Origin of the sequence: Paraburkholderia fungorum (genome assembly GCF_046027605.1) — a bacterium.
GTDB classification, from domain to species: domain Bacteria; phylum Pseudomonadota; class Gammaproteobacteria; order Burkholderiales; family Burkholderiaceae; genus Paraburkholderia; species Paraburkholderia fungorum_F.
The window spans coordinates 51,566-77,262 of the sequence record NZ_JAQQEF010000024.1; the positions used below are offsets into that span (position 1 = coordinate 51,566).

The window sequence follows — 25,697 nt, forward strand, 5'->3', positions numbered from 1 at the left end:
TTTCCACACAAGAACCAGGAGACAATACCCGTGGCATCCCCCCTTATCGACGTAGCCGAGGTCATTGAACGCCAGAAGGTCGGCTCAGGCCAGTGTCTGGTGGTACTGCTCTGTGCGCTGCTGATGTTCCTCGATGGCTTCGACACACAGGCGATCAGCTACATCGTGCCGGTGCTCTCGCGAGACTGGCATCTGCCGCGCGAGATCCTCGGCTCGATCTTTTCCGCGGCGCTGGTTGGCCTGATGATCGGCTACCTCGCCATCGCGCCGCTGTCGGCGCGCTTCGGCCACAAACGGATGATGTTGACGAGCACAATGCTGTTCGCCGTGTTCACGATGCTGACCGTGTTCGCGACCAATGTTACCGAACTGATCGGCCTGCGTTTCCTGACCGGCATCGGGCTCGGCGCCGCCGCGCCGAGTGCCGTCGCGCTGACCTGCGAGTTCGCGCCGAAGCGTCTGCGCGCCACCTTCGTGCTGCTGGTGTATTGCGGCTTCTCGCTGGGCTTCGTGGTGGCCGGACTGACTGCCGGGATGCTCATTCCCGCATACGGCTGGAGATCGTTGATGCTGGCCGGCGCGCTCGCGCCGTTCGCGTTGACGCTGCCGCTCGCGTGGCTATTGCCGGAATCGCTTGCCTTCCTGCAACGGCGCCCGCAAGGCAGCGAGCGGATGCGCGCCGTTTTGCGGCGGCTCTTTCCTCGTGTCGACGTGCCGGTCGGCAGCATGTTCCGGCTCGAAGATCAGAACGAAAGCCGCGCGAGCGTCGCGGCGCTTGTCAGGGGACCCACGTCGATCGGTACCGTGCTGCTCTGGCTGATCTTCTTCCTCAACCTCGCTGAGTTCTACTTCATGCAGAGTTGGTTGCCCACGATGCTGACCGGCCTGAAGTATTCCCCGTCGACGATTGTCTGGGTGACGGCGTTGCCGACTATAGCGGGCGTGCTGTCGGCCGTGCCGCTGGGCCTCGCGATGGATCGCGTCGGACCGTACGCGACGCTGACGGTGATGTACCTCGCGGGCTCGGTGTTCATGTGGCTTGTTGGCGGCGCGTTCTCCGGCAGCGTCGCGTGGTTGATGGTGATGGTCTTTTGCGCCGGCTTCTGCATCAGTGGCGGGCAGAAAAGCGTGATCGCACTCGCCGCTGTCTACTATCCGCTGAACCTGCGTTCGACCGGGGTAGGCTGGGCGCTCGGCATTGGCCGGCTCGGCGGTATCGCGGGGCCGCTGATTGCGGGCATCCTGTATTCAGCGCACTGGACGCCCGCGGAAATCTTCCGCTTCTCGGTGTGGCCTGTGCTCGTCGCCGGTCTCGGCGTGTTCGTGATGGGGCGAATCTACGGTTCAGGTACCGTGGTTTCCCGGACGAGCACCGCACGATAGACCGGAGATTCAGTTTTCAGCCGGCGGCCCATCGCTTCCGGCTGACTCATCGAAGTACCTCCGCCAAAACAATCATTTAAAAAACCTGGTGACGTCTGCCGCTTTCTCGCGCTCCAGCGAGATGGCGTGGACTCGTCACGTCTGAGACATTATGAAAAAAACCTCAATCGCCTTGCTGATTCTGCCGCTCCTCGCGAGCACGGCTCATGCGCAAAGTTCAGTCACGCTGTACGGCTTCCTCGACGCCGGACTCGTGTACGTGAACAACCAGTCCGGGCACGCGAACGTGCAAATGATCAACGGACAGACGAACGGTAGCCGCTGGGGATTGCGCGGCAGCGAGAATCTGGGCGGGGGCCTGAAGGCCATCTTCACGCTTGAAAACGGTTTCGACACGTCGAACGGCAAGCTGCTGCAAGGCGGCCGCGAATTCGGCCGCCAGGCGTTTGTCGGGCTTCGCAGCGACACGTGGGGCACGGTGACGCTCGGCCGCCAATATGATCCGATGACGGAACTCATCGGGGCGATTGCCGCGACTTCGATGTGGGCATGGCTCGGAACTCATCCCGGCGACTTCGACAATCTGAACTCGACGTTTCGCGTGAACAACGCGGTGAAGTATCAATCGCCGACGTTCTACGGTCTGCAGGCGAGCGGCATGTTCGCGCCCGGCGGCGTGCCGGGCAACTTCGCGTCGGGGCGTGTCTACGCATTTGGGCTCAAGTACGCGAAAGGTCCATTGAGCGCCGCGCTCGCATACGACAACATCAACAACCCGTCAGTGTCGGTGCTCGATAGCGCGCTTTCGCCGGGCCAGGCAGGCTACGTGAGTCCGAGCAGAACCCCGGTGTTCGGCGGCTTCGCTTCGGCGAATGTGTGGCAGATCTTCGGGGCGGCGGCTTCTTACAGGATCGGCCAAGGCAGCATTGGGCTGGTCTATACGAACGCGCGGTTTCAGGATATCCGGCGCACTGCGTCCACGCCGAACACAGGCAACGCGAGTTTCAACAGCTACGAGATCAATGGCCGCTATAACATTACGCCCGCATTGCTGATCGGTGCGTCGTTCGACTATACGAATGAGTCCCGCGCCAAATACGAGCAGATCGATTTCGGTCCGAACTACTCGCTCTCCAAGCGTACCGACATCAATCTGGTCGGCGTGTGGCAGCACGCGTCGGGTGTCGATTCGACAGGACATGCCGCAGTCGCGGCAATCAGCACGTTAGGCCAGTCGTCGACGCCGACCCAGGTGGCTGTCAAGTTTTCATTACGGCATCGCTTTTGAACACCGCCTGCGCCCGACTTTGCTAGCCCACGATAATCAATAACGCACTGGCATGCCGTAGAAAACCGGCATGCCAGTCACGTGGCGCGCGTGCATACCTCGCGATGCCTTCGATTCAGGTCGCGGATTACCACGTCGCCGGAATGCGATAACCGGACATGACCGGCTGGCCGCCGGATTGTCCGGGCTTCAGTCTAGGCTCCGCACAGCTGCGATTCTTTCGCGTTTCTGCCATGCGTTTCGCAATTCTGCATTCGTTCACGAGGCGTGCGGAATGGCATCCAGGCGCACGAAAATAACACGATCCATCACCGCTTTTTTATAGCGGCTTGCCGTGAGACCTTCTAACATGAACTTACGCCCCGCACGGTCTGGCATTAGCCTCTTCATTGCTGGCCCGGTGTCGCACAGTCAACACCAGAACGAAGGGAATCTCATGAAAACGAATCTCCTTGTATTGCTGCTCGCGTCGTCGCTCGCACTCGCTCCAGACGCGAACGCCCAGGTGGCCGGCGCCCAGCCGCTTGGTGTCAGCGTGGAAGAGTCGGCTGCGATCGTGGCAGGCTGGAGCGTGAGAAAGTCGATCATGGACAAGCCGGTCTTCAACGAGAAGGATGAGCGTGTCGGCGTCATTCATGACATTATCGTGGCACCGGACCGGTCGGTATCGTTTGCAATCGTCGCCGCAAACCAGTTTCTGGGGGTGTCGCATCACGACGTGGCCATTCCGATTGAGCAGCTCGATTTCGTCAATGGCAAACTGGTGCTTGCCGGTGCGACGAAAGATGCGATCAAGGCGCTGCCGGAGTTTCAATACGCAAAGGTACGCGCGACACCTAAGGCGAGGTCCGCCTACAGCGAGCATCACTGACCTATGTCTCGAATCGTCCACGATCGATGCATTTGACGCGCGGCACATTCGTTCCATGAGCAGTGCGCGGATTAGTGCGCGGCCGCGTGACTATTCGTCGTGCCGCATGACCGCCGCCTGCTCTTCAGGCGACTTTCTTAACCAGCGCCGGTGCAGCGCACGTTCAATGCTGCCGCCCACCGAGAGCAGCAGCAGGAGCAGGGCGGTGGCAATACCCGCAATCTGCCATGCGCCGATGCCGCACACAATGCCGAGCGCGGCGGTGACCCAGATCGAAGCCGCCGTCGTCAACCCGCTGATCCTGCCGGTGGCGTTGTTTTGCAGGATCACCCCGGCGCCGAGAAAACCGATGCCCGTAATGACGCCCTGAATCGCACGGCCGGCGTCGCTGCCTTCGGTGAAGCCGTGCAGTTCGAAAGACATGCCGGCCATCGTCACGAGACAGGAACCGAGCGCAACAAGTCCTAGCGTCTTGACGCCGGTTGGCTTGCCATGCAGGTTTCGATCGAGCCCGACGATACAACCCACCAGCACTGCCGCGACCATGCGCAAGATCGCCTGAAGCAATAGCACGTGTGAAATCATCGGCATCCCCGCTAAGGTTTCCAGCTAACGTCGCATTCGGCCAGCACCTGGCTGCTCACTACAGTCTAGCGTCGAGGGGAACAAACTACTTGAGCGTCAAGCGCCGCTCAGGAGACGCGACGGGAGCATTGCTCCGGATTGTCGCGATGATTAGCGACGGCTTCTCGGCCAGCCACATCTAACCATATAACGAATCCGCCCTAAGAAGCCTTGAATTCGACGTAAGCTTAGGTATGCAACGAGGAGGCTTCTGCGTGTCATGAAGCAAACGACAGGATTGACCCCGGATCACGGGTTACGTTGCCAACCGATGAACGTCGCTTTCACCAATGGCGGGCTGAATTCGGTGCAGGGACTTCGGCTCGTTATGCCGACAGGTACCACTGTTGTGCAGGCTGCGGGCTGCGACGACCTCGGAGTGAATCACTCCATCCTGATAAGTGCTCCATATGTCGCAGTCATTCCGGCGGACGCGCAGTTCGCCACGATCGCTGACAACGATCCCGAGGGATGGGTTATCGCACTCAAAAGGGGCGTACTTGGGCAAGTCTCGCAAGATGCGTTTGTCGCGGTCCCGAAATGGTCTAAGTCTTGGGATCCGTTCCTGTGTGAGGCCGCGGACACATTGGGCGCTTTGCATCATGCGGAACTCATCGACGCCGCCTGCGCCGACGCTTTCGCCGATGTAATCTCGGTGCACATCGCTCTCCACTACGGGCACTGTGCTGGTGCGGCCGAGCGCGTCACGCCCCTTACGCGTCAAATGCTGACTCGCGTTCAAGCCTTCGTTCATGACCACATAGCCGAGACCATTTTGGTCGAGCAACTCGCAGTGCAGGTGCACATGGGTGCATCAAACTTTGCACGCGCTTTCAAAACGGTGACAGGCAACCCGCCCCATCTGTACGTGACACTCGAACGAGTGAAATTTGCCAGGACGATGTTGTGCCAGGAGACCCTTCCCCTGGTTGATGTTGGCGCGCGCGCGGGGTTTCAGACTCAGCAGCATTTCACCGAAGTGTTTCATCGATACACCGGTGTGACGCCGCGCGCATATCGGCTTGCCCACCGTCCCGTCGGTAGCTGATTAATCTGGCGAAGTTGCGAGCAAAACGACGACCCCGGACTCCCGCGCTGGCGATTAACCAGAGCGGTCGAGTTCGGCGTCCGCCGCCGTGGTCGCGTCGACCGGATCGTCGCGCTGCCGCATCAGCCAGTAGACACTCCCCAGCGCCACCAGCGCAAACGCAAGCGCGGCGATCTGCGCGGGTGCGCTGGCGGGGTCGAGAATGATGAATTTGCGAGCGATGGCAAGCAGCGCAACGAGAACCACCGTCTTGACTTGAACGATATGATCGCGCCGCGCCATCACTCGCGTAATCGAATGTTTGAATTCCATTGCGATCAACAACGTCATGACCATACCGAAGACCGTTTGAAACACTGCGTGATCGAGCGGGTTCAGCGCGTCCGAAACCAGCAATGCCGTAACCGCGTGGATCAATTGCCAAAGCGACACGAGAATGATGACGGAGATCACCAGGCTCAGCACATGCGCAACAAGCTGTTCGAAGCGTTCATAAAAGGTGAGGACATCCCACTGCAGACGCAGTGCATCGAAATCCCTGCGCAGCCAGCTTTTCTTTCTTTCCATGATTTGGCTCCCGAGCGGCCGCCGATACGCCGCGCGCACACAGCGGGGTGCGGATTGCACATGCATCGTGCGAAGGCCAGTTGACGATGTGGCAGCTCATGCGCCACGGTCTTTCGAATTCCTGCTGTTTCTTTGCAGATAGCTGCTTGAAAACGCGACGGGCGCACGTCATTGTCGAACGTTATAAGTCACGCCGCCTGCGCACACCGTCCGGATTGGCGAATGCGCCATCATTGCGCCTTGCCGCGCGAAGCGAATTGCCCGCATCGGGGAGGCGCACGCCAGGATCGCAGAATCCCGACAAGTCTTCGCAGGAATGAGAAAGAAGTCGCGTCTATCGACGAGTAGTGTTGAATGCATGGCTTGAATGGCTCCGCCAGAGGCGAATACAGTTCATTGCTACGCGAGGCCTCACGATGCACGATCTACTCGGACACGCGTGGTGGATGCTGGCGCTGGCTCTACCTGGCTTTACGCTTGCCTTTCTGGTCGCGCTGTACGCGCCCTACGCGATTATCAGCGGCGTCAGCGCGATCAGCGGGGCCATCCGTCATGGTCATGACACACGGGGCTGGTGGGCGCCGCTGCTGCTGGGATTGTTCAACGTCGTCGCCGGTGTGATCGCGATCTTCCTGCCGGCCATCACCGCCCTGGTGCTCGTCATCGTGAGGCGCGTCAACGCTATCGCGGCAGGCGTGTTCGATCTGGTTACCGTCACCCGGGCGCGTGGCCGCCTGCGCCGCGCCCGGTTGCTGTACGCAACCGGCACTATTTCGCCGGTATTCGGCGTGCTCGTGATCGCGTGGCCAGGCGTTGGCGCGCTTGCACTTGTTTGGATGATCGGTGCGCACGCCATTTTCAGCGATGCGTTGCTACATCTGCTCACCGATCTGATCCGGGATCCGTTCGGCGGCTTGGGCCGTTGGAACAGTGATTCGGCGATTTCAATCCCAGCTGGTTTCAGCCGCGCTTTCGACGTGGTCGACGACGGCGCCGCCCTGCGCATCGTCGCCGAACTGCCGGACCTGGGCCACGACGACGTGAAGCTCGACCGCCCACGTCGCAACGCACAGCGCGTGGGCAGAACCTGAAGAGGAACATCATGGCCAAGTGCAGTGTTTGCGGTAAACCGGCGACTACACAGATTACGATCACCGAGAACGGCCAGCGCCGCCAGTTGATGCTTTGCGACGAACATCACATGCAGTTCATGGCACGCCATCAGCGCAGCCTGTCGCCGCTCGAGTCGCTTTTCCACGGTGGGCTGTTCGAGCGCCTGTTCGACGAGGGATGGTCGCCATTCGAAAACGGCGGCGCGGACTGGGGGCGGGGCGGCCGCTCCGCGCCTGGCCGCGCGTCGGGTTCGGCCGGGTCATCCGGTCCGTCCGAAGCAGCGGGCGGCCCCGACAGCAGCGCTGGCCGCCCTCGCCGACGCAGGCGTGCACGCGAGGCCGTCGACCTGCAGAGCTTTCTGAGCGAAAGCGGGCTCGACCGGCTGCAGGCGGCCGCGCAGAAAGCTGTCGAGTTCGGCAAGAACGAGGTCGACACGGAACATCTGCTGCTCGCGCTTGCCGATAACAACGTCGTCAACGAAATCCTGCGCGAGTTCAAGCTCGATGCCGACGATATCAAACGCACCATCGAACAGGACGCGCCGCGCGGTACGGCCAAAACCGATGGCGAAGAGGCCCGCGTCGGCGTTTCGCCGCGCGCAAAGAGCGCGCTCGAAAACGCACTCGTGGCGTCGCGCGAGCTCGACCATAGCTATGTCGGCCCCGAACACATACTGATCGGTCTCGTCGAGGAAGGAGACGGCTTCGCCGGCGAGCTGCTGCGCAAACTCGGGCTGACGTCGCAATCGCTGCGTCAGAAAGCAGTGAAGGTGGTGGGCCAGGGCGCGGAGGACGGCAGCGTCGAAGGCCGCTCCTCCACCCCGACGCTCGATAAATACGCACGCGATCTGAGCGAGCTGGCAAAGCGCGGCAAGCTCGATCCGGTGATCGGCCGCGACAAGGAAATCGAAACCACCATCGAGGTGCTCGCGCGGCGCCGCAAGAACAACCCAGTATTGATCGGCGAGCCGGGCGTCGGCAAGACGGCGATCGTCGAAGGTCTGGCGCAACGCATCGCGCAGGACCAGATCCCTGAAGTGCTGCGAGGCAAGCGCGTGCTCGAGCTGAACATCAACAGCGTGGTGGCGGGCGCGAAGTATCGGGGCGAATTCGAAGAGCGCGTCAAGCAGGTCCTCGACGAAATCGTCGCGAACCAGGACCGGCTGATTATTTTCATCGACGAGCTTCATACGATCGTCGGCGCGGGCCAGGGCGGCGGCGAAGGCGGGCTCGATATCGGCAACGTCTTCAAGCCGACGCTTGCGCGCGGCGAACTGCATCTGATCGGCGCGACCACGCTCAATGAATACCAGAAGTACATCGAAAAGGATTCGGCGCTCGAACGGCGCTTCCAGCCAGTGATGGTGCCCGAGCCGAGCGTCGAGGACACGATCGATATCCTGCGCGGCCTGCGCGACCGGCTCGAGGCGCATCACAAGGTGAAGATCACCGAAGAGGCGATCACGGCCGCGGCGAAGCTGTCGGATCGCTATATCGCCGCCCGCTTCCTGCCCGACAAGGCCATCGACCTGCTTGACCAGGCCGCGGCACGCGTGCGCATTTCGTCGAACTCGCGACCGCAGGCGCTGCACGGTATCGAGGCCACTATTCGTCGTCTGCGTCAGGAGCAGGACTCGGCGAGCGCGGCCAAACAGTTCGACAAGGCGAAGGAAATGCAGGAGAAAATCGCGGCCGAGCAAGCGCGTCTGAACGAGTCGACCGAGGCTTGGAAGAAGGAACGCGGCACCAGTTCGCAGGAAGTCGCGGCGGAAGACATCGCGCAGATCGTATCTTCGCTGACCGGCGTGCCGGTGTCCGAACTCACGGCCGAGGACCGCGAAAAGCTGCTGCGTCTGGAAGACCGTTTGAGGGAACGCGTTGTCGGCCAGGACGACGCCGTAACGGCCGTATCAAAGGCCGTGCGACTTTCGCGCGCGGGGTTGACGGAAGCTGGCAAGCCGATCGCCAGCTTCCTCTTTCTCGGACCGACCGGCGTTGGCAAGACCGAACTCGCGAAGGCGCTCGCCGCGGCGGTGTTCGGTGACGAGAACGCGCTCGTGCGCATCGACATGAGCGAATACTCGGAACGCCATACGGTGGCCCGTCTCGTCGGCGCGCCTCCCGGCTATGTCGGCTACGAAGAAGGCGGCCAACTGACCGAGCGCGTGCGGCGCCACCCCTACAGCGTCGTGTTGCTCGACGAGATCGAGAAGGCGCATTCCGAAGTGCACAACATCCTGCTGCAACTATTCGACGAAGGGCGCCTGACGGACGGCAAGGGACGGCTCGTGGATTTCACCAACACCGTGATCATCGCCACCAGCAACATCGGCTCGCAGATGATTCAGGACAACATGAAGGCCGATTCGAAACAGCTCGACTATCCGGCGCTACGCGACCGGCTGATGGAAATCCTGCGGCACCACTTCAAGCCGGAGTTCCTGAACCGTGTCGATGAAGTCGTTGTGTTCCATGCGCTCGGCAAGGAGCAGATCCGCCGGATCGTCGACCTGCAGCTTCAGCGCGTGCAGCGCACGGCGGCCGCGCAGAATATCGAGCTGTCGTTCGACGATGCACTGCGTGATCATCTAGCCTCGGTTGGATACGATCCCGAGTTCGGCGCGCGGATGTTGAAGCGCAAGATCCGTGTGGAAGTGGAATCGGAACTCGCCGACTCGCTGTTACGAGGCGATGTGCGCAGCGGCGATGCCGTCGAAATCCGCTGGGATGCCGGCGAAAAGGCCGTACGTGTGAAGAAGTTGGGGGCGCCGGAATCGACGACCGGTGAAGAAGCCAGGAAAGCCGCCGAAACCTCGGCCTGAGGCTCGGAAACGACGGGTGCGATCGGTGGAATCAACGCCGCCGGCTGTACCCGTTTACAGTGCCACTTCACCCGCGATCATCTCGTCGCGATAGCACCAGATCCACGATTCGCCCGGTTCGATGGAACGCACCAGGGGGTGGCCCGTCGCATGATAATGCGCGCTCGCATGGCGATCGGGCGAAGAGTCGCAACAAGCTACATGACCGCACGACATGCAGAGCCGCAGATGCACCCAGGAGTGGCCGAGTTTCACGCAGTCCTCGCAATAGTGCTTCGTGGTCTGTAATACGCGGATTCCATCCAGATGCGTGCAGGTGGGAGTCATGGTCAGCTCCTGGTGATGAGATTGCGACAGAGAAAGCGGACGGCGCCTCACTCATGTGAGGCACATGAAGCACATCATGCGCCGCTCAGATAGCGGTGCACGAGCGCCACCGCGGTGGCTCCTTCGCCGACGGCAGCCGCCACGCGTTTGATCGAGCCATGGCGGACATCGCCGGCGGCGAACACGCCGGGCACGCTGGTTTCCAGATACAGCGGCTCGCGATCTAGCGGCCACTGCAGCATCCGGTCCGTGTCGTGCAGGTCAGGCCCCGTCACGAGATAGCCGGCTTCATCGCGAGCCACGCCTACCTCTTTGGCCCAATCGGTCTTCGGCAGGCCGCCGATGCAAACGAAGAGCCAGTTCGTCTTCAGGCGTCGCGCTTCGCCGCTGCGGCGATCGGTCAGCGTGATTTCGCGTAGCACGTCGTCGCCGTGCAATGCGGTAACGGTCGTGCAGGTCAGCACGTCGATGTTCGACGCGGATGAGATACGGTCGATCAGGTACTGCGACAGTGTGCTTTTCAGCGACGTGTCGCGCACCACCATCGTGACATGATTGCAATACTGGGAAAAATGCATCGCGGCCTGGCCCGCGGAATTGCCGCCGCCCACGATGTATACGTCTTCGCCACGGACCAGCGACGCCTCGCTCGCGCCCGCGCCGTAGTACACACCCGCGCCGCTGAAGCGCGCTTCGTCTGGCAATTCCAGCAGCCGGTACGCGACACCTGTCGCGCACACCGACGTGCGTGCCGTGATCCGCGTACCGTCTTCGAGATAGACGATACCGTTGCCCGTCGAGAAATCCGCGCGCACGCCAGCACGGGCCAGCAGGATTTCCGCGCCGAACCGGACTGCCTGATCGCGAGCCCCCTCGGCGAGTTCCGCACCGCTGACTCCGTGCGGAAACCCCAGGTAGTTCTCGATCTTCGAAGTGCTGCCGGCCTGCCCCCCGACGGCCCAGCGCTCCACCAGCACCGTGCGCAATCCCTCGGATGCACCGTAGACCGCGGCGCTCAGACCGGCCGGCCCGGCGCCATAGATCGCGAGATCGTATTCCGAGCGTGACGGGTTGCGGAACCAGCCGAGCTTTTCGGTGATCTGCCGGATGGTCGGACATTCGAGCCACGTGCCGTCGTGAAACTCGCATACCGGCAGGCGCGAGTCGCCAAGGTGCTGCACGTGTGCCAGCTTCGCCGACTCTTCATCGCTGCTGAGTTCGACCCATTCGAAGGGAATGTCGCAACGATGCAGGAAATCGCGGATCGCATAGCCTTCCGCCGACCGCATGCGTCCATAGATCTTGACCATGTTTGCCTCGCCCATGTCTGTGTTCGGGTCATGCGTGTGGTCAACCGTCAAAGGGAATCTCAATCCGGCAGAACGAACTCGGTACGCATGTCCTCGATGACACGCCTGACCTGTCGAAGATAGTCGGCGCCGCTCTCATTGAGCGCGAGCATGTCCCAGTTCCGGCCGGAGGCATCGGGCGGATGCCGCTCGGGCAGCGGCACGCGGACTCGCAGATGGTGGGGGATGTCGGCTGCAAGCTGCTCGACGCGCCGTTGTGTTTCGGCGCGAATCTGTTCGGCCGTTTGAATGGACTTCGACATGGGCTTGCCCTCCAGGAGTGGCGAACGTCGACATGGAGTCACGTCGCGCGAAAGTCTCGTGCGGAGATCACGCTACAGATGATTGAAGTCTAGTGCCTGTTCGGATAAAGGATAAGGCAGTTCGCCAATCCATTTGCCTGTCGCATCCGGGCACCAAGTCGCCGGGATCATTCATACGCCGTGCCTTGCATAACGTCTTAACGGTTGAGGCGAGCGCGTGACCCGCCGAGTAAAGAGCCTAGCCTGCCTCAGCGAATTGCCGCGCCGACTTACCCCGCGTGTGACCGCGGATCTGATACGCATGTTTTGACACGTAACTGCCACTCGTTTTCGAAACGCAGTCAGGTCATAGTACGCAACACAGATAACGGTGCGAAAGCAACTTCATGCGGGTTTTCCAACGCTACACAGCACGAATACGCCGGCTGCGACCTGTATTCGACGGGCATCTTGACGCGGTGGTGACTGTCGCCGTTGCGTCGAGCCTGGCTGGTTTGCTCGCGGCCAGCCTGATCGCATCTCGCGACGCCGTTGTGCTGGTTATCGCACTATCGGCTTGCGGCGCGGTTGTGTACGTTGGTTACCGGGTCCGCCCACAAGCAAGATTGCGGCGCGCCGCGCGCATCGGTCTTCGCCGCGGGGAGTTCCATGTCGTCTATCAGCCCATTGTGGACACGCGCACGCGACACTGCGTGGGCGTGGAAGCCCTGCTCCGGTGGGGCCATCCTAAGTTCGGAGCCGGGGGCCCGGGGCTGTTCATTGGAGAACTCGAAGGCACGCGTCTGCTCGGCGCGTTGACCTGTTTCGTGCTGCGCGAGGCGAGTAACGCACTGACCCAGCTGCCGTTCGCTCAGCACTGGCATATATCGGTAAATATCTGCGCGCGGCATCTGATGGAGGAATGCTTTGTCGAGGATATCTGTGAGTCCGCCGGTCCAGTGTTAGATCGCCTCGTTCTGGAACTCACCGAGCGCAACTGCGTCGAGCGCACACCGCGGGTTATCGCGGCGCTTAGCCACTTGAGGCAACGCGACGTACGCCTGTCACTCGACGATTTCGGCACCGGCTTCAGCAATCTGGACTTACTCTGCGATTTCCGGTTTGATCAGGTGAAAGTCGACCGGCGATTTCTAGCCATGCGCGGCGAAGCGCGCATCCAGTTTCTGAAGTCGGTAGCGGCGTTGGCCCACACACTTGGTGCGATAGTTGTCGTGGAAGGCGTTGAGAGCGCGGCAGAACACGACGTGGTCCAGCGCTCGGGAATCGACCTCGCGCAGGGATACTGGTATGGGAAGCCGATGGCAATCGATCAGCTTCGTGCGTTTGCGTCGGCGAGGACGTCGACAAACGCATTACACGATGTGACCGGAACGGAGCATGAAGCGTGAAAGACGAATGCATCATGGATGCGCAGCAGCAGCAGCAGCAGCAACGACAACTAGCCAGCGCTACTCTACCGTCAGAAGGCGAACACGATCAGTACTTTGAGCGCGTGACCAGGATCACCGCGCGCGCGCTGAATTTACCAATATCCGTCATATGTCTCGACAATCTGGGCCAGCCAGAAGTCATAGGCGTTAGCGGGTGCGAACGGGACGTCGTATTCCAGCTGGAGACCTGCTATTACTGGACGCTCCAATGCGAGGAACCGTTCGTCGTCAGGGATGGGTGGTCTGATCCGAATCTTGCGCAGGGACCGCTGGCAACCAGCGAATTGGGGATCCGCTTTTTCGCAGGCATTGCGCTGCGTCTACCGTGCGGCAAACCCATCGGTATGCTATGCGTGATGCACTCGATGCCGCGGCGCTTCACGCGCCAACAGCGTCAGATGCTGGTAGACCTGGGGAAAATGATCGCGTACGAAGTTGGCCTGCGCAAGCTGGACAGCTCTGATCGTTTGCAAGTGCTTCAGGCGATCGACCGGCTTCAGGCCCAGCATGCGCTTTACTTCGAGACGTTCCATCGGACTCCGGTCGCTATCGCGCATATCGGCAGGGACTGGGAATGGCGGCACATGAATGATGCCTGCGTGAAATTCTTCGCGCACTCGCGCGCTCCGCTGACGAAAACGAACATACTCGATCTGCTGGATGCGAACGACCGGACCAGGCTTGAACAGGCCGTGCAGGCACTCAATCGTGGCCGAGGGGTCGAGGTCCTGACGCTGGACGTAACGTTCCGCTTGCGCAACAAGCAGAGTAAGCCAGCGCGAGTGCAGGTGGCATTGAAGCAGGCGGGGTCGACCCGCGACGGAGGCTGGCTGTTTGTCATTCACGATACCCAGACGGAGCAACGGGAAAAAACCGCCCGTGATGCGCGGGAGGCTGCGTTGCATCGGGGAGCCCATGAGGCCTCGGAAGTTCTGCGCAGGGCGCATGAGCAACTGACGAACGCCGAGCGACAATTGGGAGCCACGCGCGTAGATTTGCGCGCCATCGCTGACAATCTGCCGGTGCTGATCGCTTACGTCGACGGTGAGCGACGGTTTCGGTTCGCCAACTCGACCTATCGCGAGTGGATGGGGTTGGAGCCGGAGGAGATCCTGGGACAGCTCACCCATGAGGTTCTCGACGCCGACTATTTTGCCGCTATCGAGCCGTACGTCCAACGCGTGCTTAACGGCGAAAGGGTCGAGTACGAGGTCGGAGCGACGCTAAATGGGACCCAACGTGTCCTGCGTGGTGTGCTGGTGCCGCGTTGCGTGCACGATCAGTCTGCTAACGGGTACTACCTGCTGGTGCACGACGTGACGGAGCGAACGGCGTTGCTCGATCGCCTGCGGCATCAGGCGTTTCACGACGCGCTGACCGGCCTGCCGAACAGACGCTCGTTCCTCGAGAGGCTGGATGAGGCATGCGCAGCAGGCGGCGACGGTGTGGCTGCAATCATGTTTATCGACCTGGACGGCTTCAAGGCTGTCAACGATACATACGGGCATCAGTGCGGCGACGAAGTACTGGTTGAAGCCGCGCGCCGGATCAGCCGCTGCGTGCGTGGCGGGGATCTGGTTGCGCGGCATGCCGGGGATGAGTTCACGGTGCTGCTGACCGGCCCTGCAATCGATCGTGCTGCACTGGAGAGAATTGGACATGCAATCCTGCTGACACTGAGCCAGCCCATCACGTTCGGAGCGAAGGTCGTCCAGTTATCGGCGAGTATCGGCATGCTACCGCGCGACCAGGCAGCGTCATTAAGTGGCGAAGCCCTGTTACGCGCCGCGGATGCCGCAATGTATCGTGCGAAAGTCGCAGGCAAGGCGCGTATTGTCGTGCACGAGCTTCGCGATTCACCGGCGGGGATGCGCTGTTGAGATCGACGCCCGTGTCATGCCGGCTGAACCGGCCCGGCCAGCGTTGCGCCGCAACGCGATTCATCCGCGCACAGCGCGCCTAGCGTCGAGACCGCCTTATCGAGCCGCGCCGACCACGGGTATCCATAGTTCAGACGCACATGCTGTCGAAAGGCGCCATCCGCAGAGAAGATAGGTCCGGGCGCGATGCTGATGCCACTGTTGAGCGCGGCCTGGAAGAGGTGTATCGAGTCGACGTGATCCGGTAGCTCCACCCATGTGAAATAACCGCCGTCAGGCCTCGTCGCCATTGTATTGGCCGGGAAGTACCGGCCAATCGCGTCGAGCATCTGCGATTGCTGAAGAGCCAACTCGCGACGTAGTTTGTGCAGGAAACGTTCATAGCCGCCGTGCTCCAGATAGTCCGCGATTGCGCGCTGCGCTGGCATGCTGGCCGACAGCGTGGTCATCCATTTCGCGTGTTCCAGCCTGTCCGCGAACCTTCCGGCTGCCGCCCAGCCGATACGATATCCGGGCGCAAGGCACTTCGCGAACGATCCACAATGGATGACAAGACCTTTCCGGTCGAAGAATTTGGCGGGACGCACCGGGTCCGGGCCAAAATGCAGCTCGTTGTAGACGTCATCCTCGATGAGCGGCACGTCGTGTCGGGCGAGCAGATCAACCAGCGCCTGCTTCCTGGAATCGTCCAGCGTCGCCCCGGTCGGATTGTGAAACGAGGTCATGAACCAGCAGGCGCGAACCGGATGTTGCTGCAGCGCCCGCGCGAGCGCATCCAGATCATGACCCTCCACCGGGTCAACAGGAATCTCCACTACGTTCAGCCTCAGACGCTCGATAGCCTGCAGCGCTGCATAGAACGTCGGCTTTTCGATCACGATCACATCGCCTGGAGCGGCGAGCAACTGCGCGCTTAGCGTCAGGGCTTCGAGTGCACCGCTCGTAATGATTATCTCGTCGACGGGCACCGTCATTCCCGCCATCAGGTAACGCAACGAAATCTGTTGGCGCAATCCTTCGTGCCCCGGCGGCAGTCCGTCAACCATGCTGGCCAGATGCGTTGAACGATTGACCGTCGCGCACGACTTTCCGACGCGCGCCATCGGAAACAGCGCAGGGCTCAGGAACGCTGAACCAAGTGGGACAGTCTCGGCCTGCCTGATCGTTTTGAGGACCTCAAAGACAAGGTCGCTGATATTGACGGTCTTCGGGTCGGTACCCAGCGATCTCCAGGACTTTTGCCGCAGTAATTCTCCGGAAACCGCCGACACGAAATAGCCTGAACGCGGGCGTGCCTTGATCATGCCCCGATTTTCGAGCAGGTAGTAGGCACGAAACACCGTCGCTGGGCTCACGCCCCAGGCCTTGCACGCCGCGCGCACCGAGGGGATACGCGCGCCGGGTGGCAGATCACCGCGCTTGATGAGCTCACTGAGCTGGTCGGCCAGCCGCTCGTACCGTTTCAACTTGTACTCCTCACAAATGACACGGTTGCGGGTGTCGGGCCGCCCGATAACACACACACTTAATGTTAGAAGAATGCCACTTATCAATCTGATACGGCCTTTCTTTCGCAATCTGCTTCTATTGCGGACGCGCACACGCTGGCAAAGTGCGGCCCAGACAGTTTCCACCTCTTTCGATGTTTCGCCTGCACGTAGCGGCCCAATCGACAGCGACTTGTAAGCCGAATTTTTTAACGATAAATCAATGGCATTTCGGTTCCTGGTATCAACCATCAGATGCAGCGCGTTCATCGCGCTCCGCCGGGGCTGGAGACGAGGTATGGCAGTCGTGCTGGTCACCTGCGCAGGCACCTCACTCGCTCTTGCCGGTCCGGCCGACACCGGTTCCAGTCGCAGTCTTACGTTTGAACGCAGCGTCTGGCAGCAATTGACGGCCTGGCTGACCGGTCCACCAGCGCCCCCGATTCGCTTCGGCTCAGCCTGCGCGTCCATTGCGCAGTTGCCCGTTATTCCCGCCACCCTTGCTGGACCGGTCGCTGGCCCGATGCCCGTACTGACTAATACTTGCGATTCGCTGGACGACATGCGTGCCGATGCCACCGGCACCGCTGTTGAGCTGGCCAGCCCGGGGCCGAACGTTGTGACGCTGCTCAGGGAACTGCGGTGGCAAATCAGGGACTACGCGGCGGTAGAACGAGGCGGCCGTCTGGCCTCTGACGTAGTGGCCGGTACCGCGTCGCAGGTCGACCGCGCGGAGCAGTCGCCGGAACCACCCGCGATGTCGACCCAGGATTGCTCATTGGGTAGGGGTTGTGAAACGCGAGCGGCGGCACCTTCACCTTCGATCGGCACCGAGACACTCATCCCGGTGCAGTCTTCGGCGAGCACTGCTACGCCGCGCACCTCGGTATGGACCATATTGGGATTTATATTGTGGCCGATCCTGGTGGGGGTCCTGGTGGTTGTTGTCGGTTGGGCCCTCAAAAGGTGGTTTCGTTACGACAGGTCCCTGCTGCGTGCAGCGCGTGCTGGGCTGCGTCGTGGCCGGTTCCATGTTGAGTATCAACCAGTCGTCGGCGTGCGGCGCGCCAGGTGTGTCGGCGTCGAAGCATTACTGCGATGGGACAACGAGAAATATGGCGCGCTAGGGCCGGCCCACTATATGGAGTTCATTGAGCGCAGTAGCCTGATTGGGCCAATGACGCGATTCGTCCTGTCGCGTGCCGCTCAGGAGCTGCGGGAAATCGGCGCTCCGAAATCGCTCTACCTGGGCGTTACCGCTCCCGCTTCTTATCTGGTAAGTTCCGCGTTCATCAGGGACCTGGGTGACGTTGGCTCCCTCGGTCTTCCGCCGCTGATACTGAAGATCGAGGCAGGCAGCGCGAGGAAGTTCAGAAAACGTCTCATCCCGATGATGGCGCAGGCGCGCGATATAGGAATGCGTTTTGCCCTGTCGGGCGTGCGTCCCACTGACGTCGGACTTGAACTGCCGGCAGACATGACCTTTGAGATGGTGAAGCTTGACAGGGGAGTGCTGGGAATGGATCCCGATGATCGCTCCAGACAGATCAGTGCGTTGACAAGCATGGGCCATGAGATGGGCGCCGTGGTCGTGGTCGAAGGCATTGAGAACGCGGCACATCACAACATCGCGCGGGCAAGCCGGGCCGAATTCGGTCAAGGCTTCTTCTACAGCCGTGCACTCGGCGCTGGCCGGCTGAAGGCATTTCTTCAGACCGCCAACGCCTCGTCCTCAAAGCCCGCGGGAGCTGCAACCGTGCTCGGCTGGCGGGTCCGAAATTTCTAAATGAGGCATTCCGCCCGCAACCGGAGCGACCCGAGTCAACTTTAATTAATTAGCATGACATAATAATGAAGCGCTATCTCCAGCTGGCGGCAGAGTTCGAAAACCTGATTGCGAGCGGTACGCTTGAGCCCGGCGTGCGACTCCCGTCGGTGCGCCAGGCGAGCGGTTCGTACCGCGTCAGCTCGTCAACGGTTTTCCAGGCTTACTACACGCTCGAACGACGAGGCCTGATCGTAGCAAGACCTCGGTCTGGTTATTTCGTCGCAAGTCGGCCTGCGCTAACGAAATCACTAACGATCGTTTCAAAGCGCAGTATTGACGAGGCTGATGGCGACAGCCTGGTTATCCGCTTCATGAAGGCTCAACGTCGATGCGCGCATCCGGGGCTTGGGTCTTCGGAGCCAAGTGCCCAGTTGTTCCCGTTTGGCCGGATCTCGCGCTCGTTGACTGCGGCGACCCGGAGGATGGCGAGTTCCCAGAATGCCTTGTCGGCGGGAAAGGCTGAAGCAGATCTGCGTCGCCAGATCGCCCTGCGCTACATTGTCACCGGCGTTGCCGTTCCAATCGATGAGGTTGTTGTGACGAGCGGCGCGCTCGACGCACTGATACTGTGTCTGCAGGTTCTGACGCAGCCTGGCGACACCATCGCAATAGAACGGCCCGCTTTCCATGCTGTGCAAGATGCGGTTCAGCGCCTGCATCTGAAGGCCGTGGAAATCCCTGTCGATCCACACCGTGGACTCGACCTCGGCGTATTAGCGGAGGCGTTGCGGCACCATCCGGTACGGGCTTGCTGGTTTATGACGACCCTGCACCAGCCTACCGGCGCGACGCTCTCCGATGAACGGAAGGAGGCGCTCGTGAGGCTGCTGGCAAAACATGGCGTGCCGCTAATCGAGGACGACGTATTCCGCGAACTACATTTTGGCTTGACGCCCGCGTATCCGGCGAAGCGCTTCGATTCTCACGGCCTCGTGCTGCACTGCGGTTCGTTTTCGAAGAGCCTTGCGCCTGGACTGCGCCTCGGTTGGGTAGCGGCGGGGCGATACGCCGCGAGAATTGAGCACGCGCGTTGGCTGACGATGGCCCCGGCGTCTGTGCCCGTGCAATGCGCCATTGCCGACTACCTTGAGCATGGCGACTACGACCGGCTTCTACGCAAACTGCGTCGCGAACTGGCGTCCCTTCAGATCCGTATGGTGGCCGCCGTCGTCAGGTACTTCCCCCAGGGGACATTAGTGGTCCGGCCGCCGGGCGGATTCTTTCTATGGGTGGAACTTCCAGAAGGAGTCGAGGCAGTGCAGTTGTTCGAGATGGCGGAAGCGCACGAAATCGCGATAGCACCTGGCGCAATCTTTTCATGCAGCCGCGAATTTCGCCGTCACATCCGGCTTAACTATGGTCGTCCGTGGACCCCCGACGTTGAAAAGGAGATGCACACTTTGGGCATGTTGGCGAGGCGAGCAATGGCTGAGCAAGGGACAGCCCGGCATACCGGGCACGAAGGAGCCGAATAAATAGCAGACGAGGAGCCATGATTGAAGGCGAAGCCAGTTGTTGCGGACAACATCCGGGGTCGCCAAGGACGCGCTAGCGACGATGTGACCTGCAGTCGACTCCCGCGGTCTTAGCGGGCTGTGTTGAAGAGGCTTGTGAGACTCACGATGGCGAACGGGCGAAAGCTAGCAGCATGGGCAACGAAGACGCAGGCAGTTCGCGCTGTGCAGCTGGCTGTGAATGCGAGGGGAGGCATGCCGATGAATAATTGTTCGATCGACTGTGTAATCGTAGGCGGGGGGCCGGCCGGCTTGACCGCGGCACTCTATCTTGCGCGCTATCGCCGAACGACGAGCGTCGTTGAATCCGGCGAAAGTCGCGCGCGGCTCATCCCGGTTGCGCGCAACGTGCAGGGCTTTCCATCGGGCGTCAGCGGCGAGGCCTGGCTGGCGAACCTGCGCGAGCAACTTACGCCGTACGGGGTGGGGCCCGAACATGCAAAGGTAGAGACCATCGCAGCGGTCAGCGACGGTTTCCGGATCGACTACCGTCCAACGTGTGGCAGTGAAGAAGCAATGCGCTCGATGCACGCCAAGCGCGTTTTGCTCGCCGCGGGCATACGTGACGGACTGCCGCTGATGCCCAACGCGGATGAGCTGACACGTTCCGGCCTGTTCCGTCTCTGTCCGATATGCGACGGTTATGAGACTGACGGCAAGCCTTCCCCATAACGCACGTTAGTGCGCTCGTCATTCGCGCTTGCTTCGACGGGTCAGCGCTGCGGCTCCGATTCCGTTATTTCTGCCGCGATGGACCCGTGGTTGATGATCGCCACCAGCGAGATACCGCCGATCATATTGCCGAGCAAGGTTGGCGCGAAGAATCCGAGCAGGTAGTCGCGGACGGCGGCTGCACCGGTCATCACGGCGTAGCTCGCCTCGACCGATCCGGCGATGATGTGCGACAGCTTGCTGATTGCCACCACATAGGTGATCAACAGAATCGTCACGAGCCGAGCCGAGCGCGCACTGGGGAGCAGCCAGACCATCAGCGCGATGAGCCAGCCGGCAAACATCGCACGAACGACGGTCACCATGAAGCTGCCCGAAAACGGCTGCGTGGCCAGCGAGCCCAGCGCCTTGACGACGTCGTCGGAAAACACGCCGGGAATCTGGAGTATTGCCGCAAACATGAGCGTTCCGACGATATTGGCCGACAGCACGAGTCCCCAGAGCCGGGCTGTCTTCGCGACGGTTTTCAGGTCGCGCCGCGTCAGCACCGGAAGCACAGCGCTCAAGGTGCTTTCCGTGAAGAGTTGCTGCTTGCCGAGAATGACGATGACGAACCCGACCGTGTAGCCGAAAGAAGTGACGAGAAAGCGCCATGAGGTGTCGGGCAACGAGCTCTCGATGACGGCTTGCGTCAAGAAGGAAAACCCCATCGACAGCCCTGCGGCCAGTGCGGACATGATCAGCGCGCCGGCCGTTCGGTCCATGGCAGCTTCACCTTCTTCCCTGACTACCTCATGAATCACCAACGCGCGGGGAGAGGCGTGCTGCGCCGCCTGTTGCTGTTCGCCGTCATCAAGATGAGGCGAGTTGGAACCGGTATCGCTGGCGGGCATGTCGGAGTCCTCGGAGGGTCACGTGTCGTCCTGCATCGGAAATCCGGCGGACATGGCTCTCCATTCGCACGATCAGTGCCCGCGCGCAGGTGTGCTGGTCACTAGCGCCTGCGCGCGCAGCATTGCGAATCGCAGCTCGGGAACGGTCGTTGCGCGGGCTTTTGTCGAGGCGTCGGTCAGGCGCTGCAATGCCGCTGACAACAGGTGATGTAATGAGACTTCGCGTGGGTTACGAACTGGTGTACGAGTGTCCGCAGCCGACGCCAATGCTACTGATGCTGAACACGCACTATTCCCGTGTACAGGACATGCTCGTTCCGGATCACATCAACACCCAACCGTGCGTTCCGCTACGGCAGTATCAGGACACGTTTGGCAACCTTTGCACGCGTCTGACGGCGCCGCCTGGCATACTGACGCTGTCGGCGCGCGGCGTATTCGAGGTGCCTCCGAATCACGAACTACCCGGCTCCAACGGCTTTCAGCATGCGATCGAAGAACTTCCCGACGAATGCATGATGTTTCTGCTCGGCAGCCGTTACTGTGAGACCGATCTGCTCTCCGAGACCGCGTGGCAGCTCTTTGGCCATACGCCGCTCGGGCGTAGTCGCGTGCAGGCGATTTGCGGCTTCGTGCACAACCATGTCCGCTTCGACTACACCTGCGCACGCCCGACGAAAACGGCGTGGCAGACGTGGCAGGACGGTGCGGGTGTCTGCCGCGACTACGCGCACCTTGCAGTCGCGATGTGCCGCGCGATGAACATTCCGGCGCGCTACTGCACGGGTTATATCAGCGATGTGGGGCTCCCGCCTCCGTACGCGCCGATGGATTTCTGCGCATGGTTCGAGGCGTATCTGGGCGATAGCTGGGAGACTTTCGACCCGCGTAACAATGCGCCGCGCACGGGACGAATTCTGATGGCACGCGGCCGCGATGCTGCCGACGTCGCGATCAGCAATACATTCGGCCCGTCGCTGCTCAGCAAATTCATGGTCGTCTGCGAGCCGGATGGCTGATTGGCCGCGCTTGACCGTTGACAACCAATCGTTTGGCTTTACGCGGTGCCGATAAAGCGATGTCGCCATGATTCATGGATCGCGCCGCACATGGCCGCCGCTGACCGCGTGAACACAGCCTGGTTGCGCCGATGATGCGTTCGTAAAGCCGATTCAGTACGGACAGGTCGGGCGCAAAGAGCAAAAGGTGTACGGATCATGTGAGGAACTGATTCGAGCCCGGGGCTTCGGCCGCTGGCCGCCGGGCGACGAGTCGGCTTACTTGCCTAAGGCCTCTGCCGCCACCTTTTCCTCAGCGAGCAGAGAAAGCTTGTCATCGGTAGCCTTTTCTTCCTTCAGCGTTTCGGCCAGCAGCTTGACCGCAGCCGTTTCACCGAGCTGTTTGGCCAGCGCTATCAACGAGCCGTACGATGCAATTTCGTAGTGCTCCACTTTTTGCGCTGCTGCGATGAGGGCTGTATCGAGAACCGGGCCTTTCTCGATCTCGTCAATCTGCTCCTGGCCTTCTTCGACCAGACCCTCCATGGCAACGCACTTAACGCGCTTGAGTTTGATTCCGCCGGCTTCGACGACCTGGTCAATTCTTTCAATCTGGCCTTGCGTTTCTTCCAGGTGCGTCTCGAATGCCGACCGGAGGTCAGGACTCGTCGCCGCCCGCGCCATCTTGGGAAGTGACTTCGTCATCTGCTTTTCGGCACTATAGATGTCGGATAGCGAATGAATGAACAAATCCTTCAGGGTCTTGGTAGCCATAGTTCCTCCTTCAGTCGGTTGGGGCCCGCAGCTTCCAGAAAGCGCGGTGTGCCGGACTCCGCGCAACCAGCATGCCACGGTGACCCGCCGATAACTTCGCCGTTGAAGCTCGCGCACTTGCTGCCCGCCAGAAGGGCCTGCGGCAGTCTTGGGCGCAGTACTAAGGGGAGTAGCTCTGGAGCCGCGGGACCCCTTGACTCTGGCGGAGGGGCGGCGTCCGCACGCCGTTTTTGCATTCCGAAGGCGAATGTCGCATTTCTTATCGGGATCTGGCAAAAAACCGGGACATAAGTCAAACGCCAAACAGTTCCCGGCCGCGGTCACGAAAACCTTTGCATACTGGCGGCATGTGGAACACATCGCTGTTCAAACGCGCAATGCGCTCTTCTCGGCGATGCAGGAGCACTTCGGAAGTTCGCTTCAGACGTTCGCGGAGATATTCGACGTCGCGTCGTTCGGCGGATTCGTCGCTCAGGAGCGGATCGCCAGGCCGGGTCTGCTTGTTATGACGGAACCAGCCGTCGCCGCCGCTGAGCGGGTGGCGATCGTGGACAGTTCGGGCAAGGTGGTTTCTTCGGACGATGTCCGCGACGACTTACACTAGGATTGCATCGACGGGGCCGCCGACGGACGTGCCGCGCTCGATTCCATCGGCGTTGGAGACGTGAGCAGTTCGATGTCGACGTGCCAGCAGCGAGATAAAACCCATGACCCCCAATTTCGAAAGCCAGGAATGCCCCGATGATTCGACCGCAAGTCGGCGCGGACCCTGTCAAAACGGAGCGCCTGTCCGCGTGCTTGTCGTCGACGATTCGTGCCCGTCCGCAGACGCGCTGAGCGCATACCTGCACGCCGGCGGCTTGAGCGTGCGAACCGTCTACCACGGCTCGGACGCCCTGAGGGAAGCGAAGGCGTGGATACCTGATTGCATTGTTCTGGACGTCGCCATGCCCGGCCTATCCGGCATCGGCGTTGCAGCGGCGCTGCGGAGAATCGGGGCGACCGGAAAGATTCCCCTTCTGGCATTCACCGCGTTCGATACCGCCGGCTACATCCGTGAAATGAAGGAGGCTGGTTTCGACGCCGTGTGCCGTAAGCCTGCCCAACTAAACCAACTCGAAGGCATGATCCTCAAGCTGCTCGGCCCGAACGCAGTCGATGGCTTTCAGATCGTGCCATCCACGGCGGAGCCTGGGCCGTCCTATCCGGGCCCGGTTGATCGACATTAGCGCAAAGTCAAGACGGACGCGACGTTCTCAATTGCGCCGCGCCCGTGACGACCTTTTCGACAATCAGCGCCGTAGAACGTCAGGATGCCCGGACGATCGACGGCAAGACCGCGCCTAATGCCAGAACAGCGCGATCAGAATGATGATGGGAATAGGTACTCCGAGCATATAAAGAAGAATTGAGCGCATAGACACCTCCTTCGGTAAATAAATTGAAATTTCAATCAGAGTTGGCGTACGCGGCCGCCATGAGTTGCCATCAGACTCGCAGAGAATGCGCCCATCAGAAGCGAGATAAATAACCACAACGATGCGCCGATTGTGACTTTGCGCGCCTTGTCGGCGGCATCTTTAGCGGCCGCATCGAGGGCAGTGATTTTCTGCAGCAGGCGCGTGTAGGTGGTCACCACACGAGCTTGTGCTGCTTCCGGCGTAAGGCCAGTACGCTGCGCGACAAGCTGGCTTAAATAGGCAGTATCTTCCGGCGACAATTGATCACCCGTTGCCGCGCTGTTAAGGAATATCCGGGCCGTTTCCGCGCGGGCCGTCTCGTTGCGGCCTTCCGGTGTGGCGGGTGCGGCGAGTGACGAACCGGCGGGTATCCGGAACAGCGAATCGACGAAGTAGCCGAGCGGCCACGTGTTCGTGGCGGCTTCTGCATTGCCACGTTGCATCGCTCCCATCGCAACCGAGCCGCCTGCCGCGGCAGTTATCGCGGCGGTCTGCGCGCCGGCCCGCACAATGCCCGAGACGGCCGATGTCAGTATGGCGGCCGTGAAAAGCGTCGCCACGGCCCAGCTCAGGAAACCATGCGCCGTGTCGCGGAAGTGGATTTCATCGGCGTCGACTGCCAGCCAGCGGCTGCGTAGCCGTCCCGCCAGATAGCCACCTAAACCCGACGTGAGAATCGAGGTGACGCAAACCCACACCACGGCGGCAAAGCCGAACGCTTTCGCATTAGAGGGCCCCGACGACCACGGGGAGATCGACGTCAGGCCGAGGCCGGTGCCCAAGGTCAGCAGGATGAGTGCGAACGCGGCCGCACCGATGCCGCCGGCGAACACGGCTCCCCATGAGACCGCGGCCTCGTATTGCCGGACTAACAGCGCAGGATCTTTCGTGGCCAGCGGATAGTCCGCTGGATCTCTTGTGTGGTTCATTGAGAGCCTCCATGACCGTGTCGATACCGGCATCGCCCATTTGCCGATGCGTGGGGCATCGCTGCGATGCCGTGCGGGATAAATCGTTTGCGGGGACGCAATTTTTGTGCCGCTCATGGTCCGCTTTCCAACTCCGCGTCCTGGCCGTCCGTTAATAGGCATAGGGTTTGCTCGATGA

The 25,697-nt window shown here is 61.1% G+C and carries 23 protein-coding genes; 14 read left to right on the plus strand and 9 right to left on the minus strand.

Annotated features, from left to right (window positions below; all coding sequences use genetic code 11):
- The first annotated feature begins 30 nt into the window (after positions 1-30).
- From PQR53_RS30000 to PQR53_RS30010, 3 genes are all read left to right on the plus strand, one after another.
- Complete coding sequence (locus PQR53_RS30000) at positions 31-1,383, plus strand: MFS transporter (protein ID WP_408462269.1); 1,353 nt, start codon at positions 31-33, stop codon at positions 1,381-1,383.
- A gap of 151 nt (positions 1,384-1,534) precedes the next feature.
- Positions 1,535-2,671 carry a porin gene (locus PQR53_RS30005; RefSeq protein WP_408462272.1) on the plus strand — a complete coding sequence of 379 codons (1,137 nt, stop codon included), beginning with the start codon at positions 1,535-1,537 and terminating at the stop codon, positions 2,669-2,671.
- Positions 2,672-3,107: 436 nt separating this feature from the next.
- Positions 3,108-3,542 (plus strand): PRC-barrel domain-containing protein, encoded by a 435-nt coding sequence (locus PQR53_RS30010; RefSeq protein ID WP_408462275.1) that lies wholly within the window; start codon positions 3,108-3,110, stop codon positions 3,540-3,542.
- A gap of 90 nt (positions 3,543-3,632) precedes the next feature.
- Here PQR53_RS30010 and PQR53_RS30015 read toward each other — a convergent pair whose 3' ends face one another.
- Positions 3,633-4,127: an MgtC/SapB family protein gene (locus PQR53_RS30015; RefSeq protein ID WP_408462429.1), complete on the minus strand. Its 495-nt coding sequence runs from the start codon at positions 4,125-4,127 to the stop codon at positions 3,633-3,635.
- 259 nt (positions 4,128-4,386) lie between these two features.
- On the opposite strand from PQR53_RS30015, the gene PQR53_RS30020 reads away from it, so the two are divergent.
- Complete coding sequence (locus tag PQR53_RS30020) at positions 4,387-5,214, plus strand: helix-turn-helix domain-containing protein (RefSeq protein WP_408462278.1); 828 nt, start codon at positions 4,387-4,389, stop codon at positions 5,212-5,214.
- 54 nt (positions 5,215-5,268) lie between these two features.
- On the opposite strand, the gene PQR53_RS30025 is transcribed toward PQR53_RS30020, so the two are convergent.
- A complete protein-coding gene (locus PQR53_RS30025) occupies positions 5,269-5,781 on the minus strand; it encodes a phosphate-starvation-inducible PsiE family protein (protein WP_408462280.1) in 513 nt (170 codons plus the stop codon).
- Between the two features lie 416 nt (positions 5,782-6,197).
- On the opposite strand from PQR53_RS30025, the gene PQR53_RS30030 reads away from it, so the two are divergent.
- Both PQR53_RS30030 and PQR53_RS30035 read left to right on the plus strand, forming a co-directional pair.
- Positions 6,198-6,872: an HdeD family acid-resistance protein gene (locus PQR53_RS30030; protein WP_408462283.1), complete on the plus strand. Its 675-nt coding sequence runs from the start codon at positions 6,198-6,200 to the stop codon at positions 6,870-6,872.
- An 11-nt stretch (positions 6,873-6,883) separates the two neighbouring features.
- Positions 6,884-9,715 carry an ATP-dependent Clp protease ATP-binding subunit gene (locus PQR53_RS30035; RefSeq protein ID WP_408462286.1) on the plus strand — a complete coding sequence of 944 codons (2,832 nt, stop codon included), beginning with the start codon at positions 6,884-6,886 and terminating at the stop codon, positions 9,713-9,715.
- A gap of 54 nt (positions 9,716-9,769) precedes the next feature.
- On the opposite strand, the gene PQR53_RS30040 is transcribed toward PQR53_RS30035, so the two are convergent.
- The 3 genes from PQR53_RS30040 to PQR53_RS30050 all read right to left on the minus strand — a co-directional run bounded on the left by PQR53_RS30040 (position 9,770) and on the right by PQR53_RS30050 (position 11,654).
- Positions 9,770-10,042 (minus strand): UBP-type zinc finger domain-containing protein, encoded by a 273-nt coding sequence (locus PQR53_RS30040; protein ID WP_132380287.1) that lies wholly within the window; start codon positions 10,040-10,042, stop codon positions 9,770-9,772.
- Between the two features lie 74 nt (positions 10,043-10,116).
- Positions 10,117-11,367, minus strand: a complete 1,251-nt coding sequence (locus PQR53_RS30045) for an NAD(P)/FAD-dependent oxidoreductase (RefSeq protein ID WP_408462289.1) — start codon at positions 11,365-11,367, stop codon at positions 10,117-10,119.
- 44 nt (positions 11,368-11,411) lie between these two features.
- Entirely contained in the window at positions 11,412-11,654 is a 243-nt protein-coding gene (locus PQR53_RS30050) for a hypothetical protein (protein ID WP_408462292.1), read from the minus strand.
- A gap of 386 nt (positions 11,655-12,040) precedes the next feature.
- Between PQR53_RS30050 and PQR53_RS30055 the strand changes: the two genes are divergently transcribed.
- Positions 12,041-13,042 carry an EAL domain-containing protein gene (locus PQR53_RS30055; RefSeq protein ID WP_408462295.1) on the plus strand — a complete coding sequence of 334 codons (1,002 nt, stop codon included), beginning with the start codon at positions 12,041-12,043 and terminating at the stop codon, positions 13,040-13,042.
- Positions 13,039-14,964 carry a sensor domain-containing diguanylate cyclase gene (locus PQR53_RS30060; RefSeq protein ID WP_408462298.1) on the plus strand — a complete coding sequence of 642 codons (1,926 nt, stop codon included), beginning with the start codon at positions 13,039-13,041 and terminating at the stop codon, positions 14,962-14,964. Before PQR53_RS30055 ends, PQR53_RS30060 begins: the two co-directional genes overlap by 4 nt.
- Before the next feature lie 14 nt (positions 14,965-14,978).
- On the opposite strand, the gene PQR53_RS30065 is transcribed toward PQR53_RS30060, so the two are convergent.
- Complete coding sequence (locus PQR53_RS30065; RefSeq protein WP_408462431.1) at positions 14,979-16,430, minus strand: aminotransferase-like domain-containing protein; 1,452 nt, start codon at positions 16,428-16,430, stop codon at positions 14,979-14,981.
- 319 nt (positions 16,431-16,749) lie between these two features.
- On the opposite strand from PQR53_RS30065, the gene PQR53_RS30070 reads away from it, so the two are divergent.
- From PQR53_RS30070 to PQR53_RS30080, 3 genes are all read left to right on the plus strand, one after another.
- A complete protein-coding gene (locus tag PQR53_RS30070) occupies positions 16,750-18,237 on the plus strand; it encodes an EAL domain-containing protein (protein ID WP_408462301.1) in 1,488 nt (495 codons plus the stop codon).
- Between the two features lie 65 nt (positions 18,238-18,302).
- Positions 18,303-19,754, plus strand: coding sequence for an aminotransferase-like domain-containing protein (locus tag PQR53_RS30075; protein ID WP_408462304.1), 1,452 nt, complete (start codon positions 18,303-18,305; stop codon positions 19,752-19,754).
- A gap of 240 nt (positions 19,755-19,994) precedes the next feature.
- The gene (locus PQR53_RS30080; protein ID WP_408462306.1) at positions 19,995-20,465 is read left to right on the plus strand and encodes an NAD(P)/FAD-dependent oxidoreductase; all 471 of its coding nucleotides are present in this window, start codon (positions 19,995-19,997) and stop codon (positions 20,463-20,465) included.
- 41 nt (positions 20,466-20,506) lie between these two features.
- Here PQR53_RS30080 and PQR53_RS30085 read toward each other — a convergent pair whose 3' ends face one another.
- Positions 20,507-21,358, minus strand: a complete 852-nt coding sequence (locus tag PQR53_RS30085) for a formate/nitrite transporter family protein (protein ID WP_408462309.1) — start codon at positions 21,356-21,358, stop codon at positions 20,507-20,509.
- A gap of 212 nt (positions 21,359-21,570) precedes the next feature.
- Between PQR53_RS30085 and PQR53_RS30090 the strand changes: the two genes are divergently transcribed.
- Positions 21,571-22,377 carry a transglutaminase-like domain-containing protein gene (locus tag PQR53_RS30090; protein ID WP_408462312.1) on the plus strand — a complete coding sequence of 269 codons (807 nt, stop codon included), beginning with the start codon at positions 21,571-21,573 and terminating at the stop codon, positions 22,375-22,377.
- 258 nt (positions 22,378-22,635) lie between these two features.
- Here the strand turns inward: PQR53_RS30090 and PQR53_RS30095 are convergent, their stop codons facing one another.
- On the minus strand, positions 22,636-23,130 hold the full coding sequence (locus PQR53_RS30095) for a YciE/YciF ferroxidase family protein (RefSeq protein WP_408462315.1): 495 nt from the start codon (positions 23,128-23,130) through the stop codon (positions 22,636-22,638).
- 193 nt (positions 23,131-23,323) lie between these two features.
- On the opposite strand from PQR53_RS30095, the gene PQR53_RS30100 reads away from it, so the two are divergent.
- Together PQR53_RS30100 and PQR53_RS30105 are read left to right on the plus strand one after the other, a co-directional pair.
- Entirely contained in the window at positions 23,324-23,734 is a 411-nt protein-coding gene (locus PQR53_RS30100; RefSeq protein WP_408462318.1) for a hypothetical protein, read from the plus strand.
- A 103-nt stretch (positions 23,735-23,837) separates the two neighbouring features.
- Positions 23,838-24,359 carry a response regulator gene (locus tag PQR53_RS30105; protein ID WP_408462321.1) on the plus strand — a complete coding sequence of 174 codons (522 nt, stop codon included), beginning with the start codon at positions 23,838-23,840 and terminating at the stop codon, positions 24,357-24,359.
- 224 nt (positions 24,360-24,583) lie between these two features.
- On the opposite strand, the gene PQR53_RS30110 is transcribed toward PQR53_RS30105, so the two are convergent.
- Positions 24,584-25,519, minus strand: coding sequence for a hypothetical protein (locus tag PQR53_RS30110; RefSeq protein WP_408462324.1), 936 nt, complete (start codon positions 25,517-25,519; stop codon positions 24,584-24,586).
- Positions 25,520-25,697 lie beyond the last annotated feature (178 nt).